This is a genomic window from Amycolatopsis sp. NPDC024027 (assembly GCF_040638975.1).
Classification (GTDB): domain Bacteria; phylum Actinomycetota; class Actinomycetes; order Mycobacteriales; family Pseudonocardiaceae; genus Amycolatopsis.
This window is the reverse complement of sequence record NZ_JBEZYY010000018.1, coordinates 83,143-96,940: the sequence shown is the minus strand read 5'-3', so window position 1 is coordinate 96,940 and position 13,798 is coordinate 83,143. Positions and strand designations below refer to the sequence as shown.

14 protein-coding genes are annotated in these 13,798 nt (G+C 71.5%); 7 read left to right on the top strand and 7 right to left on the bottom strand.

All coding sequences use genetic code 11. The features are described 5' to 3' along the window. Positions 1 to 20 precede the first annotated feature (20 nt). The 3 genes from AB0F52_RS35515 to AB0F52_RS35505 are packed head-to-tail and all read left to right on the top strand — an operon-like array spanning position 21 to position 3,179. Positions 21 to 998, top strand: coding sequence for an OB-fold domain-containing protein (locus AB0F52_RS35515; protein WP_360180485.1), 978 nt, complete (start codon positions 21 to 23; stop codon positions 996 to 998). A gap of 7 nt (positions 999 to 1,005) precedes the next feature. Beyond that, a complete protein-coding gene (locus tag AB0F52_RS35510) occupies positions 1,006 to 2,019 on the top strand; it encodes a thiolase domain-containing protein (protein WP_360180483.1) in 1,014 nt (337 codons plus the stop codon). After that, the gene (locus tag AB0F52_RS35505) at positions 2,016 to 3,179 is read left to right on the top strand and encodes a thiolase domain-containing protein (protein WP_360180481.1); all 1,164 of its coding nucleotides are present in this window, start codon (positions 2,016 to 2,018) and stop codon (positions 3,177 to 3,179) included. Before AB0F52_RS35510 ends, AB0F52_RS35505 begins: the two co-directional genes overlap by 4 nt. 33 nt (positions 3,180 to 3,212) lie before the next feature. Here the strand turns inward: AB0F52_RS35505 and AB0F52_RS35500 are convergent, their stop codons facing one another. Next, positions 3,213 to 4,232 carry a YhjD/YihY/BrkB family envelope integrity protein gene (locus AB0F52_RS35500; RefSeq protein WP_360180479.1) on the bottom strand — a complete coding sequence of 340 codons (1,020 nt, stop codon included), beginning with the start codon at positions 4,230 to 4,232 and terminating at the stop codon, positions 3,213 to 3,215. Positions 4,233 to 4,281: 49 nt separating this feature from the next. Then, positions 4,282 to 5,073, bottom strand: a complete 792-nt coding sequence (locus AB0F52_RS35495; protein WP_360180477.1) for a transglutaminase family protein — start codon at positions 5,071 to 5,073, stop codon at positions 4,282 to 4,284. A 35-nt stretch (positions 5,074 to 5,108) separates the two neighbouring features. Between AB0F52_RS35495 and AB0F52_RS35490 the strand changes: the two genes are divergently transcribed. Beyond that, on the top strand, positions 5,109 to 5,690 hold the full coding sequence (locus AB0F52_RS35490) for a dienelactone hydrolase family protein (RefSeq protein ID WP_360180475.1): 582 nt from the start codon (positions 5,109 to 5,111) through the stop codon (positions 5,688 to 5,690). Here the strand turns inward: AB0F52_RS35490 and AB0F52_RS35485 are convergent. After that, positions 5,662 to 6,888, bottom strand: a complete 1,227-nt coding sequence (locus AB0F52_RS35485; protein WP_360180473.1) for a cytochrome P450 — start codon at positions 6,886 to 6,888, stop codon at positions 5,662 to 5,664. The two genes, AB0F52_RS35490 and AB0F52_RS35485, sit on opposite strands and share 29 nt — an antisense overlap. Before the next feature lie 231 nt (positions 6,889 to 7,119). Here AB0F52_RS35485 and AB0F52_RS35480 point away from each other — a divergent pair, with 231 nt between their 5' ends. Then, the gene (locus AB0F52_RS35480) at positions 7,120 to 8,277 is read left to right on the top strand and encodes a steroid 3-ketoacyl-CoA thiolase (protein WP_360180471.1); all 1,158 of its coding nucleotides are present in this window, start codon (positions 7,120 to 7,122) and stop codon (positions 8,275 to 8,277) included. Here AB0F52_RS35480 and AB0F52_RS35475 read toward each other — a convergent pair. Next, positions 8,274 to 8,660, bottom strand: a complete 387-nt coding sequence (locus tag AB0F52_RS35475; RefSeq protein ID WP_360180469.1) for a RidA family protein — start codon at positions 8,658 to 8,660, stop codon at positions 8,274 to 8,276. The genes AB0F52_RS35480 and AB0F52_RS35475 overlap by 4 nt on opposite strands. Positions 8,661 to 8,703: 43 nt before the next feature. Between AB0F52_RS35475 and AB0F52_RS35470 the strand changes: the two genes are divergently transcribed. Continuing rightward, entirely contained in the window at positions 8,704 to 9,501 is a 798-nt protein-coding gene (locus tag AB0F52_RS35470; protein WP_360180467.1) for an alpha/beta hydrolase, read from the top strand. 77 nt (positions 9,502 to 9,578) lie between these two features. Here AB0F52_RS35470 and AB0F52_RS35465 read toward each other — a convergent pair whose 3' ends face one another. From AB0F52_RS35465 to AB0F52_RS35455, 3 genes are read right to left on the bottom strand one after another with little or no spacing between them, the layout of a single operon-like run. Continuing rightward, positions 9,579 to 10,781 carry an amidohydrolase family protein gene (locus tag AB0F52_RS35465; RefSeq protein WP_360180465.1) on the bottom strand — a complete coding sequence of 401 codons (1,203 nt, stop codon included), beginning with the start codon at positions 10,779 to 10,781 and terminating at the stop codon, positions 9,579 to 9,581. Further along, positions 10,778 to 11,368, bottom strand: a complete 591-nt coding sequence (locus tag AB0F52_RS35460) for a hypothetical protein (RefSeq protein ID WP_360180463.1) — start codon at positions 11,366 to 11,368, stop codon at positions 10,778 to 10,780. The genes AB0F52_RS35465 and AB0F52_RS35460 overlap by 4 nt, the downstream gene beginning before the upstream one ends. A 12-nt stretch (positions 11,369 to 11,380) precedes the next feature. After that, positions 11,381 to 12,574, bottom strand: coding sequence for a M20 family metallopeptidase (locus tag AB0F52_RS35455; protein WP_360180461.1), 1,194 nt, complete (start codon positions 12,572 to 12,574; stop codon positions 11,381 to 11,383). A 68-nt stretch (positions 12,575 to 12,642) separates the two neighbouring features. Between AB0F52_RS35455 and AB0F52_RS35450 the strand changes: the two genes are divergently transcribed. Further along, positions 12,643 to 13,707 carry an Lrp/AsnC ligand binding domain-containing protein gene (locus tag AB0F52_RS35450; RefSeq protein ID WP_360180459.1) on the top strand — a complete coding sequence of 355 codons (1,065 nt, stop codon included), beginning with the start codon at positions 12,643 to 12,645 and terminating at the stop codon, positions 13,705 to 13,707. Positions 13,708 to 13,798 lie beyond the last annotated feature (91 nt).

Genomic DNA, 13,798 nt, shown 5'->3' with positions numbered 1-13,798 from the left:
AACGTGTTTCACTCAACGATGTGACCGAGACACCACTAGCGGCACCGCTGAACGTCGGCTTCGACTACACCCGCTCGACCGGGCCCGTCCTCGGCCGGTTCGTCACCGCGCTGCGTGATCGCCGGATCGAAGGCATCCGCGGGAGCGATGGCCGGGTGCACGTCCCGCCGGTCGAGTACGACCCCGTCACCGCCGAACAGCTCAGCGAGTTCGTGCCGGTCGCCGAAGAGGGCACCGTCGTCTCGTGGTCGTGGTGCCCGCAACCGCTGGACGGGCAGCCGCTGAGCCGGCCCTTCGCCTGGGCGCTCGTGAAGCTCGACGGCGCGGACACCGCCATGCTCCACGCGGTCGACGCGGGCGAGCCCGGCAACATCCACAGTGGACTGCGGGTGCGCGTGCGCTGGGCCGACGAGGTCGTCGGGCACATCCGCGACATCGCCTACTTCCTGCCCGTGGACGCCGAGGACACCACGCCCACCGAGCCCGCTCCCCCGGTCGCCGAACGGCAAGAGGGCGCGCCGGTCAGTGTCGTCATCACGCCGGTTCATCTCAAGTACATGCACTCCGCCTCCCCGGAGGAGAGCACCTACCTGCGCGGGCTCGCCGAGGGGAAGCTCATCGGCCAGCGGTGTCCCGCCTGCGAAAAGGTCTACATCCCGCCGCGCGGGGCCTGCCCGACCGACGGTGTGCCGACCACCGAAGAGGTCGAGCTGCCCGACACCGGCATCGTCACCACGTTCTGCATCGTCAACGTCCCGTTCCTCGGCCAGCGGATCAAGCCGCCGTACGTCGCCGCGTACATCCTGCTCGACGGCGCCGACATCGCCTTCCTCCACCTCGTCCTGGGCTGCGCCGCCGAAGACGTCAAGATGGGCATGCGGGTGCGCGCCGCGTGGAAGCCGCGCGAGGAGTGGTGGACGTCGCTGGAGAACATCAGCCACTTCGAGCCGACCGGCGAGCCGGACGCGGCTTACGAAACCTTCGCCCACCACCTGTGAGGTCCTGATGCCAGACGTCGCGATCGCGGGCTTCGCGAAGGCCCCGAACGTCCGCGAAACCGCAGGTACCACCAACGGCGTGGAGATGCTCGTCCCGATCTTCGCCGAGGTCTTCGCGCAGACCGGCCTGTCCAAACAGGACATCGGGTTCTGGTGCTCCGGCTCGTCGGACTACCTGGCCGGCCGCGCGTTCTCCTTCATCGCCGCCGTCGACGCGATCGGCGCGTTCCCGCCGATCCACGAGTCGCACGTCGAGATGGACGCCGCCTGGGCGCTGTACGAGGCGTGGCTGAAGATCAAGATGGGCGAGGTCGAGACCGCGCTCGTCTACGGCTTCGGCAAGTCCAGCGCCGGGCAGCTGCGCCGGGTGCTCGCCCTGCAGCTCGACCCGTACGTCGTCACGCCGCTGTGGCCCGACTCGGTTTCGATCGCCGGGATCCAGGCGCGACTGGGCCTGGAGGCCGGGCTCTGGTCCGAAAAGGACCTGGCCGAGGTCGCCGTGCGCGGGACCGGCAAAGACGTCGCGGAACTCCTCGACACGCCGTACTACGCCGATCCGTTGCGCAAGCACGACATCGCGCCGATCACCGATGGCGCCGCCGTCATCGTCCTGTCCACTGTGGAACGCGCGCGGGAGATCGTCGATCATCCGGCGGTGATCACCGGCATCGAGCACCGCGTCGACTCCCCCGTGCTCGGCGCCCGCGACCTCACGCGGAGCCCGTCCACCGAAGCCGCGGCCAAGGCCCTGGACCTCGACGGCGCCGACCTCGCCGAGCTGCACGCCCCCTTCACCCACCAGGAGCTCATCCTGCGCACGGCGCTCGGGCTCGGTGACGGCGTGAAGATCAACCCCTCCGGCGGGGCGCTGGCCGCGAACCCGATGTTCTCCGCCGGGCTCGCCCGGATCGGCGAAGCGGCGATCCGGATCCACCGCGGCGAATCCCGCAAGGCCGTGGCGCACGCGACGAGCGGCCCGGCCCTGCAACAGAACCTGGTGACCGTGCTGGAGGCCCGATGACCAAGCAGCTCACCGCCGTGCTCGGCACCGGCCAGACGCACCACCGCGCCAAGCGGCAGGACGTCTCGATGCCGGGCCTGCTGCGCGAGGCGATCGACCGCGCGATGACCGACGCCCAGGTCGAATGGGCCGACATCGACGCCGTCGTGCTCGGCAAGGCCCCGGACCTGTTCGAGGGCGTGATGATGCCCGAGCTGTTCCTCGCCGACTCGCTCGGCGCGACCGGGAAACCGCTGCTGCGCGTGCACACCGCCGGCTCGGTGGGCGGCTCGACGGCACTGGTGGCGGCGTCGCTCATCCAGTCGGGCGTGCACCGGCGCGTGCTCACGGTGGCCTACGAAAAGCAGTCCGAGTCGAACGCGATGTGGGGGCTGTCGATCCTGCCGCCGTTCCAGATGCCGGTCGGGGCCGGCGCGGGCGGCTACTTCGCGCCGCACGTCCGGTCCTACATCCGCCGTTCCGGGGCACCCGAGCACGTCGGGGCCATCGTCGCGGCGAAGGACCGGCGAAACGGCGCTTTGAACCCCTACGCGCACCTGCGGCAGCCGGACATCACCGTCGAGTCGGTGCGGGCGTCGCAGATGCTGTGGGACCCGATCCGCTACGACGAGACGTGCCCGTCGTCCGACGGCGCGTGCGCGATGGTGCTCGGCGACGAGGCCGCCGGGGACGCCGTCGAAGGCGGCGCGGCGTGGATCCACGCGACGGCGATGCGCACCGAGCCGACCACGTTCGCCGGCCGCGACCAGGTGAACCCCCGGGCCGGGCGGGAGGCCGCGGCCGCGCTGTGGGCGGAGGCGGGTATCACCGACCCGATGTCCGAAGTGGACGTCGCCGAAATCTACGTGCCGTTCTCGTGGTTCGAGCCGATGTGGCTGGAGAACCTGGGTTTCGCCCCCGAAGGCGAGGGCTGGAAGGTCACCGAGAAGGGTGAGACGGCGATCGGCGGCCGGCTCCCGTGCAACCCCTCCGGCGGGGTGCTCTCGTCCAACCCGATCGGCGCGTCGGGCATGCTGCGGTTCTCGGAGGCCGCGAAGCAGGTCATGGGCCGGGCCGGGGACTACCAGGTGGACGGCGCGCGCCGCGCGCTCGGGCACGCCTACGGCGGCGGGTCGCAGTACTTCTCGATGTGGCTGGTCGGCTCGGAGAAGCCCGCCTGACAGCGCCCCAAGGTCACCTGGGGCGCTCGCCGGTCACCGGCGGGAGCGGCGCCAGCGCAGCGCGAGCAGCGTCCCGAGCACCCCGGTGACCACGCCGACCGTGGCGGGCACGGCCATCGGCGGGTCCACCACGACCACCGGGTTCAGCACCACCGGCGCCGGCGGCTGGACCGGCTTCGGGGGTGCGTCCGAGCCGGTCGCGGTCCACGCCGTGACGAACACGAGCAGCCGCGCCACCAGCGAGATGAAGAAGATGAGACCGATGACCGAACCGAACGCGATCCCGGTCGGCGAGTCGCCGATCAGCCGGAGGTAGAACCCGCCGAGCAGCTTCAGCACCTCGAACCCGACGGCGAGGGCGACCGCGCCGCGGATCGCGCTGCGCACGCCGACCTTCTGCCGCGGCAGCCGGGTGAGCACCCAGAGGAAGACCAGCCAGTCCGCGACCAGCGACAGCGGCACCGACGACGCCGACACCAGCTGGTGCCCCCAGCTGGTGTCGTCGAGACCGACGAGGCGGAGCAGGTAGCTGCCGAGCGCGGTGCCGGAGATGGTGAGCGTGAACGACACGAGCAGCGCCGCGGTCAGGCCGAGCAGGGCGAGCAGGTCCCCCAGGATCAGCCGCAGCAGCGACTGGTCCGAGCGGTTCTGCCCCCACAGCGCCGTCAGCGAGTCCCGCAGCGCGTTCATCCAGTTCCAGCCGGAGTAGAGGCCGATGGCCAGGCCGACCACGCCGACGCTGGTCCGCTGCTCGACGAAGCCGGTGAGCAGTTCGGTGGCCTTGTCGCCGAGCCCGCCGGGCAGCGTGCTGACGATCGCGTGCACCAGCGTGTCGAGCAGGCCCGGCTGGGTGGCCAGCACGAAGCCGGCGACCGACGAGGCGACCATCAGCAGCGGCACCAGCGACAGCAGGCTGAAGTAGGTGATCGAGGCGACGTAGTGGTAGCCGCCGGACTCGATGTAGCGGTTGGTCGCGCGGGCGAGGTGGTCCAGCCACCGGTACCGGGCGCGCGCCCGGGCCCACGGGCTCGGCGCCTTGGGGGAACTCTTCACGAAGACTGTCTACCCAGCCGGGGCCGTCTTTGCGCAGGCAACACGCGGATCAGCCCAGAACGACCAATCCGGATCCGTCGTCGACGGGCAGCTCGGCGTCCGTCGTCGCGAAGATGGTGCTGCCCAGGAAGTCGAGCTCGCCGCCGAGCGTGGCGAGGAAGGCGGTGTCGGCGGCGTCGCGGCCGGTGGAGATCCGCAGCATGGTCTGCCGCGGCGCGAGCCGGGTGGCGTCGAAGACGTACCAGTGCCCGTCGACCGCGGCTTCGAAGACGGCGTGGAAGTCCATCGGCGCGAGCCCGGGCGCGTAGACGCCGACGTAGCGGGCGGGGATGTCGAGGAACCGGCACAGGGTGATGCAGACGTGCGCGAAGTCCCGGCAGACGCCTTCGCCGGCGAGCAGGGTGTCGATCGCGTCGTCACCGGGCCGGCTCGAACCGACCACATAGGACAGTCGCTCGTGGACGTGCCGGACGAGGGCTTCGACCTGTTTCCCGGGGTTCTCGAGCCCGAGCAGCTCCGGCGGCACGAGCCCGGCGACGCGATCGGACGGGCAGTACCGGCTCGGCCGGGTGAACACGACGAGGTCGGCGAGCGTGACGGGCTCGGGTTCGCGGTCGGTGAGCACGCGCTCGGCGTGGTAGGTGACCTGGTGCTCGCCGGTGGGCAGGTCGAAGACCTCGGCCCGGGTGCCGTGCGCGAACTCGACGGACCGGCTGTCCCCGTGCCAGGACACGCGGAGTTCCTCGGTGTCGGCGTGCGCCGCGGAGACCGAGATCGCCGCCGGCCCGGGCTGGGTGACACGGATGGCGAACTCGACGTCCACGGTCGCTCGCGAAGGCATCGTCCCATCATGGCACCCCCTGGCAGAATCGCCGCGTGAGCGACATCGTGGTGTTCCACTCAGTGCTGGGACTGCGGCCCGTCGAACTCGGTTTCGCCGACCGGCTGCGGGCGGCCGGACACCGCGTCACCACCCCGGACCTCTACGCCGGCCGCACGGCGGCGACCCTCGAGGAGGGCTTCGCGGTGAAGGATGCCGTCGGCTGGGAGGCCATCACCCGGCGAGCCCGCGATGCGGTGCGCGACCTGCCCGGGGAAACCGTGCTCGTGGGCGTGTCGATGGGGGCGGGGGTCGTCGAGACCGTGCTGCCGCACCGGCCCGGCACCGCCGGTGTCGTGCTGCTGCACGCGGTGGGGGCGCTGCCCGCCGCGCTCCGGGCGGGCCTGCCGGTGCAGGTCCACGTCGCCGATCCCGACCCGATCGCGCCGCCGGCGCAGGTCGCGGCCTGGCGCGAAGCCGCCGCACGGTCGGGCGCCGATGCCCGGGTGTACACCTACCCGGGCCTCGGCCACTTCTACACCGACGCGGACGGCCCCGACCACGACGTGGCCGGGGCCGAACTCACCTGGGAGCGCGTCGCCGCGTTCCTCAGCCGTAGTGCACCGGGTAGTGCTTGATGCCGTTCAGCCAGCTCGACCGCAGCCGGACCGGGGGTGCCGCTTCGGTGATGTTCGGCATCACGTCGGCGATCGCGTTGAAGATCAGGTCGATCTGCAGCCGGGCGAGGTTCGCGCCGATGCAGTAGTGCGATCCGGTGCCGCCGAACCCGACGTGCGGGTTGTCCTCGCGGAGGACGTCGAACTTCTCCGGCTCGTCGAAGACCTCGTGGTCGAAGTTGGCGGAGCTGTAGAACATGCCGACGCGGTCGCCCTTGCGGATGTGCGCGCCGCCGAGCTCGGTGTCCCGGGTGGCGGTGCGCTGGAAGGCGATCACCGGAGTGGCCCAGCGGACGATTTCGTCGGGCGCGGTCTTCGGCCGCTGGTCCTTGAAGATCTCCCACTGGTCCGGGTGGTCCAGGAGGGCCTTCATGCCGTGGGTGATGGAGTTGCGCGTCGTCTCGTTGCCGGCGACGGCGAGCAGGATCACGAAGAAGCCGAACTCGTCGGAGCCGAGCTCTTCGCCGTCGACGTCGGCCTGGATCAGCTTCGTGACGATGTCGTCCATCGGGCACTTGCGGCGGTCCTCGGCCATGTTCCAGGCGTAGCCGATGAGCTGGGTGGACGCCTCCAGGGGCTCGAGCTCGTACTCCGGGTCGTCGTAGGCGACCATCTGGTTGGACCAGTCGAAGATCTTCAGCCGGTCCTCCTGCGGGATGCCGATCAGCTCGGCGATCGCCTGCAGCGGCAGCTCGCACGCGACGTCGGTGACGAAGTCCCCCGTCCCCTTCTTCTTCGCCTCGGAAACGATCCGTTCGGCGCGATCCCGCAGCGTGTCCTCGAGCTTCGAGATGGAGCGCGGGGTGAAGCCCTTCGACACGATCCGCCGCAGCTTGGTGTGCTGCGGAGCGTCCATGTTGAGCAGTACCAGGCGGTTCGCTTCGAGGTTGTCCTCGGTCATGTTCTCGTCGAAGCGGATGATGGCGGTCTTCTCCCGCGACGAGTAGAGCGTGCTGTCGCGCGAGACCTCCTTGACGTCCGCGTGCCGCGAGACGACCCAGTAGCCGTCGTCGCGGAAGCCCGCGGTGTTGTGCTTCTGGGGGTTCCACCACACCGGGGCGGTTCGCCGGAGTTCGGCGAACTCGGCGACGGGTAGTCGCTCCGCCAAGAGATCGGGATCGGTGAAGTCGAACCCGGCGGGGATGAGCGGAGCGGCCACGTTGCCTCCCACGGTTCGTCTTGGAACACGTTCTAAGTTGGATTGAAGCATACGGCGTTAACCAACGGAAGACCGAAAGTGAAACCCGTTTACTTAACCGATGATGCCAGGTGAGCGTGCGCTCACCGCGCGAAGATCAAGAAGGGGTCAAGCCTGCGCAGACTTGCACAAAACGATAACTCGTTCTAGTTTTGGGGGCAGTGAACAGTGTTTCCCGACGAAAGGGACGACATGGGCGTGCCGGTCATCGTCGAAGCCGTGCGAACCCCGATCGGCAAGCGGGGCGGGCTGCTGGCCGGCCTGCACGCGGCCGAGCTGCTGGGGGCCGCGCAGCTCGCCCTGCTGGACCGCGCCGGGATCGACCCGGCCCTCGTCGAACAGCTCATCGGCGGCTGCGTCACGCAGGCCGGCGAGCAGTCGAACAACGTGACGCGCACGGCGTGGCTGCACGCGGGCCTGCCCGAGACGGCGGGCGCGACGACGATCGACGCCCAGTGCGGCTCGGCGCAGCAGGCCACCCACCTCGTCGCCGGCCTGATCGCGGCGGGTGCCATCGAGGCCGGTGTCGCGTGCGGGGTCGAGGCGATGAGCCGGGTGCCGCTGGGCACGAACCGGGCCGGCGCTTCACCGCGGCCGTCGTCGTGGTCGATCGACCTGCCCGACCAGTACGGCGCGGCGGAGCGGATCGCGGTCCGCCGCGGGCTGACGCGCGAGGACGTCGACGCGTTCGGCGCGGCGTCCCAGCACAAGGCGGCGGCCGCCTGGGAGGCGGGCCACTTCGACCGCGAGGTGGTGCCGGTGAAGGCCCCGGTCCTCTCCGCCGACGGGGCGCTGACCGGGGAAACGCGCTTGGTCGCCCGCGACCAGGGCCTGCGCGAGACGACGGTGGAAGGCCTCGCCCGGCTCAAGCCGGTGGTCGAGGACGGCATCCACACGGCGGGCACGTCCTCCCAAATTTCCGACGGCGCGGCCGCCCTGCTCTTGCTGGACGCCGACCGCGCTGCGGCGCTGGGTCTGCGCCCGCGGGCCCGGATCGTCGCCCAGGCGCTGGTCGGCGCCGAGCCGTACTACCACCTGGACGGCCCGATCCGCGCGACGGAACGGGTGTTGTCCCGCGCCGGCATGACGGTGGGTGACGTGGACCTGTTCGAGGTGAACGAGGCGTTCGCTTCGGTCGCGTTGTCCTGGCAGCAGGTGGTTTCGCCGGATCCGTCCCGGGTGAACGTCAACGGCGGCGCCATCGCCCTCGGCCACCCGGTGGGCAGCACGGGAGCCCGGCTGCTGACGACGGCGTTGCACGAGCTGGAGCGCCGCGACGCGTCGACGGCACTGGTGACGATGTGCGCGGGCGGCGCGCTGGCCACCGCGTCGATCATCGAACGGCTCTAGCCCGGCAGGTGGGCGTCCACCTCGATCTCGATCTTCATGCGCGGGTCCGCCAGGCCGCACTCCAGCATCGTCGCGGCCGGACGGACGTCCGCGAACGCCTTGCGCAGCACCGGCCAGCACGGCTCGAAGTCCGCGCGCGAAGGCAGCAGGTACCGGACGCGGACCACGTCCGCGACCGTGCAGCCCGCCTCGGCCAGCGCCGCTTCGATGTTCCGCAGGCACTGGGCCGCCTGCTCGACGACGTCGTCGGAGATGGTCATGGCCGCGTAGTCGAAGCCGGTCGTGCCCGAGACGTACACGCGGTCGCCGTGCACCACGGCGCGGGCGTAACCGATCTGTTCCTCGAAGGCAGACCCGCTGAGGATCGCTCGCCGTTCCGTCATACCGAGCACATTAGCTTGCGGCCCTTGTGCTTCACTTCGATGCATGATCTCGGAAAGCCGTTGCCCGGTGGAGGACGGTGAGCTCCTCGTCCGCCGCGGCGGCGAGGGCCCGGCACTGCTGCTGATCGCGGGCGGCACCGGATCGGGCGAGGCCTACCGCGCGCTGGCGAAGCAGCTGTACGCGGCGTACACCGTGATCACCTACGACCGTCGCGGCCACTTCGGCAGCACGGACACGACGACGGGCCCCGTCCCGGTTTCCCTGCAGGCGGACGACGCACTGGCCGTCCTGGACCACGCGGCCGACGGCCCGGCCCGGGTGTTCGGCTCCAGCGCGGGCGCCCTGATCGGCCTCGACCTCGTCGCCCGCCACCCGGACCGCGTGACGACGCTGGTCGCGCACGAACCCCCGGCGGTCCACCTGATGCCGGACGCGGGCGGCTGGCTCGAAGCCGCGGCGGAACAGGTCCGGCTGGCCCGTTCGGGTGAGCTGATGGCCGCGGTGACGCGCTTCGCGGACGCGATCGCGGGCGCGGCCCTGCCGAACCTGCCGAACCTGCGCCTCCCCCACGAAGCCGAGTGGATCCGGTTGTTCGACCGCGAGCTGACGGAGTTCTTCGACTACCTGCCGGATCTGCGGGCGTTGCGGAAGGCGGGAACGGAGATCTTCCCGGTGGCCGGCGAAGGCAGCCGGGGCCGCTACCACTACCAGCCGGCGAAGATCCTGGCTTTGGAGCTGGGCTTGCCGTTCACGGAGCTGCCGGGGTCACACCTGGCTCCGCAGCGGAACCCGGCGAAGTTCGCCGCGGCGCTGAAGGACCTGCTGAGCCCGGAGCTCTGACGGACGGCACGGGTGCCTGGGCGGACGACACGCGTGCCTGAATGGACGACACGCGTGTTCGGGAGGACGACACGGGGTCAGACCACCCGGATGCCGTCCTTCCAGACCTCCCGGATGTTCGACGCCAGCGCCGGGAAGTCGTACGGGTTCCCGGCCACCACCACGACGTCTGCCCGCAGCCCCGGTGCCAGCCGGCCCAGCTCGCCGTCCAGGCCCATCAACCGGGCCGACGATGAGGTCGTCGCCTCCAGGACGTCGGCCGGGGTCATCCCGCACGCCGCCATCAGGGCCAGCTCCTCGAGGTTCGTGCCGTGCGGTCCGACGCCGCTGTCCGTGCCCATCGCGATCCGGACGCCCGCCGCGTACGCGCGGCGGACCGAGTCCCGGTGCGCCTCCACCACTTCACGCGCCTTCGCCACCACCGCCGCCGGGAGGTCGACGCCCGCGTCGGCCGCGCGGACCACGTTGACCGGGGCGATCAGCGTCGGCACCAGCCAGGTTCCGTGGCCGAGCATCAGCTCGATCGCTTCGTCGTCGAGGTAGATGCCGTGCTCGATCGACCGCGCGCCCGCGCGGACCGCGTTCTTGATGCCCGCCGCGCCCTGGGCGTGCGCCATCACCGGGCGGCCCTGCATCGCCGCCTCCGTCACCAGGACGTCCAGCTCCTCCGGCGTGAACTGCGAATGCCGCGGGTCGTCGCGCGGGGAGAGCACGCCGCCGGTGGTGCACACCTTGAGCACGTCGGCGCCCGCGCGCAGCAGCGTCCGGGCCACCCGGCGCATCTCGTCGGGACCGTCGACCGTGGTCTCCGGCCGGCCCGGGTGCGGGACCATCAGCGGGACGCACAGCCCCGAGGGGTTCCACGCGTCGCCGTGGCCGCCGGTCGGGCTGATCAGGCCGATCGAGATCTGCAGCCGCGGGCCGGGGATCAGCCCGTCGTCCACCGCCTGCTTGATGCCGAGGTCCGCGCCCGCCGCGTCGCGGACCGTCGTGATCCCCAGCCCGAGGGTCGCCCACAGGTTCCGCGCGGCTTCGTAGAACTGGTAGGAGAACGGCTTCTGCACCCGGGACAGCAGCCCGATGTCCGAGATCGTCACGTGCACGTGGCAGTCGAACAGCCCGGGCAGCAGCACCGTGCCGGTGCAGTCGACGCCTTCGTCGCCGTCCAGGTCCGTTCCGACGTCGACGATCCGGCCGTGCTCGACGACGACGTCGGCCGGTGCCGGGTCCGCGCCGGTGCCGTCGAACACCGAGCCGCCGGTGAACACCGTGCGCGTCACGCCGCCTCCACGAGAGAAGTCCGTCGCGGCGCCACCACCGCGGCCGGCGCGAGCACGACGACGTTCGCGCCGAGCCCGACCAAGCCGACGTTGACCGTGCCGACGAGATGAGTGTCCACAAAGGTCAGCCAGCGGACCACGAGCTCGCCGGCGACCAGCCCGGCCAGCACCGGGACCTTGCCGACCGGCACGCGCCGCAGGAACCCCAGCAGGTGGGCCGGCAGGTCCGGCCGGAAGATCCCGAGCACGAGGGCAAGAGTACTCGCGACCACAACCGTGCCGTGGTTGATCCAGAACTGCCGGCGGCCACTGCGGACGCGGACGATGTTGCGGGCCACCAGCGACGAGATGCCGATCAGATACTCCGTTCGGGTCACTCCCCTTCGGTACCACTCACTCCCCTTCGGTACCACGAGGATCGCCGCGAACCCGATCACCATCGGCAGCAGCAGGCACAGCTCGTACCAGACGTGGTCGTCAGCTCCACTGTGGACGATCAGCTTTTCCGGGTGCAGCTGCTCGATCTGGCGGAACACCGCGGGGATCCCGCCCGCGAAGTGCGTCGGCACGGCGATGATCAGCACCACCAGCGCGGCGAGTCACCGGGCCAGGAGCGCGAGCCGGCGGACGGCGAGTTCGGCCAGCAGCGCGGCGCCGTCGCCGAGCACGCTGTCGTCGAAGCGGGCCCGCGGGGAGTGGTTGTCCGGCGCGCTCGCCGGGTCGCCCGGGCACGCGCCGAGGAAGAGGTACGCGCCGGGAACCCGTTCCAGGACCCGGGAGAAGTCCTCCGAACCGGTGATCGGATCGGCCATCTCGGTGAAGCGCTCCTCGCCGAAGACGTCACGGATCGTGCCGGCCACGAAGTCGTAGGCGTCGGCGTCGTTGACCGTCGCGGGGTACTCCGGTGCGTAGGTGACTTCGATGTCGAGGCCGTGCGCCTGGGCGATGCCGCGGCAGACCTGCTCCGCGCGCTCGCCCACCCGGGCCGCGACTTCCGGCGAGAACGATCGCAGCGTCGCCTCGAACACCGCGTCGTCCGGGATGATGTTGCGCCGGGTCCCGGCGTGGAACGAGCCGACGGTGATCACGACCGGGTCGAAGACGTCGAAGGTGCGCGTGACCATCGTCTGCAGGGCGGTCACCATCTCGCAGGCCGCCGGGATCGGGTCGCGGGCGTCGTGCGGGGACGAGCCGTGGCCGCCGTCGCCCTTCACCCGGACCTCGAGGGCGCCCGAGGCCGCCATCAGCGTCCCCGGCCGGGCGGTGAACTGGCCTTTCGCGTAGCTCGCGGCCGAAACGTGCAGGCCGTAGGCGGCGTCGACGTGCCTGCCGGACGCCGTCAGCACGCCTTCGTCGATCATGTGGCCGGCGCCGTCCCAGCCCTCTTCGCCGGGCTGGAACATGAAGACGACGTCACCGGGGAGGTCTTGCCGGCGGGCGGCGAGCAGGCGGGCCGCGCCGACCAGGCCCGCGGTGTGGAGGTCGTGGCCGCAGGCGTGCATGGCGCCGTCGAGGGTCGAGGTGAACTCCTCGCCGCCGGCCTCGGTGACCGGGAGCGCGTCCATGTCGCCGCGCAGAAGCACGGTGCCGCCGGGTTTGGTGCCTCGGAGGACCGCGGTGATCGACGACAGGTTCTTGCCGAGGGTGATTTCGAGGGGCAGGCCGTCGAGGGCGGCGAGGACCCGTTCCTGGGTGCGCGGGAGGTGCAGACCGATCTCGGGGATGCGGTGCAGGTCTCGGCGCAGGGTCTGCAGGTCGGCGAGCATGGCGGCGGCGTCGGAGCGCAGGGTCATTCGCCGATCATGCGAGTGTCGAGCACAATAGCCGGGGAAAATCGCCGAAACCACCGTTTCGAGGGCTGATGAGCGAAGAATCCGCCATGCTGGCCGAGCAGGACCTCAAACTGGCCGACGCCCTCCAGGCGGCGCCGCGGGCGTCGTGGTCGACGCTCGGGGACGCGCTCGGGTTGGGCGCGGTGACCGTGTCCCGCCGCTGGGACACCCTCGTGGAGCGCGGCGACGCCTGGCTCACCGCCTACGCCGGCGGCGAGCTGATCGAGCGGCTGGCGCTGGCCTTCGTCACGATCGACTGCGAGCCCGGGGCGGTGATTCCGGTCGCTGCCGCGCTGGCCGCGGACGTGCACGTAGCCACGGTCGAACACGTGGCCGGGCCGGGCGATCTGCTCGCCCACGTCGTCGCGCCGTCCCTGCGGGAGCTGGGCGCGCACGTGGCGAGCCGGGTGGCGGTGATCCCCGGCGTGGCGCGGGTGCGGACGACGCTGTCCCCGCGGGTGTTCACCGAGGGCAGCCGGTGGCGGGTGCGGGCGATCTCGCCGGGCCAGCGCGAGGCTTTGTCGGCGAAGCCGGCTCGCCAACGCGCACCGCTGCGGTTCGACGCGGCGGACCGGGCGCTGATCCTGGCGCTGGGCACGGACGCCCGGGCCTCGGCGGCGGCGCTGGCGGGCTCGCTCGGCGTCGGGGCGACGACGGTGCGCCGCCGGCTGGACGGGCTGCTCGGCCGCGGCGCGATCCGCATCCGCTGCGAAATCGCGCGGTCGGTGTCACCGGCGCCGGTCACGGTGACGCTGTGGCTGCGGGTGCCGCCGGACAAGCTGGAGACGACGGCCCGGTCGCTGGCGATGGTCCCGGAGGTCCGCATGTGCGCGGCGTTGACCGGGGCGGCGAACCTGATGCTGGTGCTGTGGCTGCCTTCGTCGCACGACGTGCTTTCCGTGGAGGCGCAGCTGGCGGCGAAGCTGCCGTGGCTGGAGATCACCGGCCGGGCGGTGACGCTGCGGAGCGTCAAGCTGATGGGCCGGTTGCTCGACGCCGAGGGCCGGGGAACGGGCCGGGTGCCGCTGGACTTCTGGGCCGCGGTCCCCGTGCCGGAGCACGGGGACCGCAGCGTTCACCGGTCCGGGGGATGAGGGGGGTGAGGTGGAGGGAAGCACCCCCCGGAGCCGGAGTTTCGTGGACCCCGAAGCCGGGCCGGCCCGGTGACCGAGGGGCGGCCACCGG

Bases quoted from the DNA above. Each gene is read 5' to 3' on its own strand.
- AB0F52_RS35510 (WP_360180483.1), top strand. From the start codon at position 1,006: ATGCCAGACGTCGCGATCGCGGGCTTCGCGAAGGCCCCGAACGTCCGC.
- AB0F52_RS35505 (WP_360180481.1), top strand. From the start codon at position 2,016: ATGACCAAGCAGCTCACCGCCGTGCTCGGCACCGGCCAGACGCACCAC.
- AB0F52_RS35495 (WP_360180477.1), bottom strand. From the start codon at position 5,073: ATGCCTTCGCGAGCGACCGTGGACGTCGAGTTCGCCATCCGTGTCACC.
- AB0F52_RS35480 (WP_360180471.1), top strand. From the start codon at position 7,120: ATGGGCGTGCCGGTCATCGTCGAAGCCGTGCGAACCCCGATCGGCAAG.
- AB0F52_RS35475 (WP_360180469.1), bottom strand. From the start codon at position 8,660: ATGACGGAACGGCGAGCGATCCTCAGCGGGTCTGCCTTCGAGGAACAG.
- AB0F52_RS35470 (WP_360180467.1), top strand. From the start codon at position 8,704: ATGATCTCGGAAAGCCGTTGCCCGGTGGAGGACGGTGAGCTCCTCGTC.
- AB0F52_RS35455 (WP_360180461.1), bottom strand. From the start codon at position 12,574: ATGACCCTGCGCTCCGACGCCGCCGCCATGCTCGCCGACCTGCAGACC.
- AB0F52_RS35450 (WP_360180459.1), top strand. From the start codon at position 12,643: ATGAGCGAAGAATCCGCCATGCTGGCCGAGCAGGACCTCAAACTGGCC.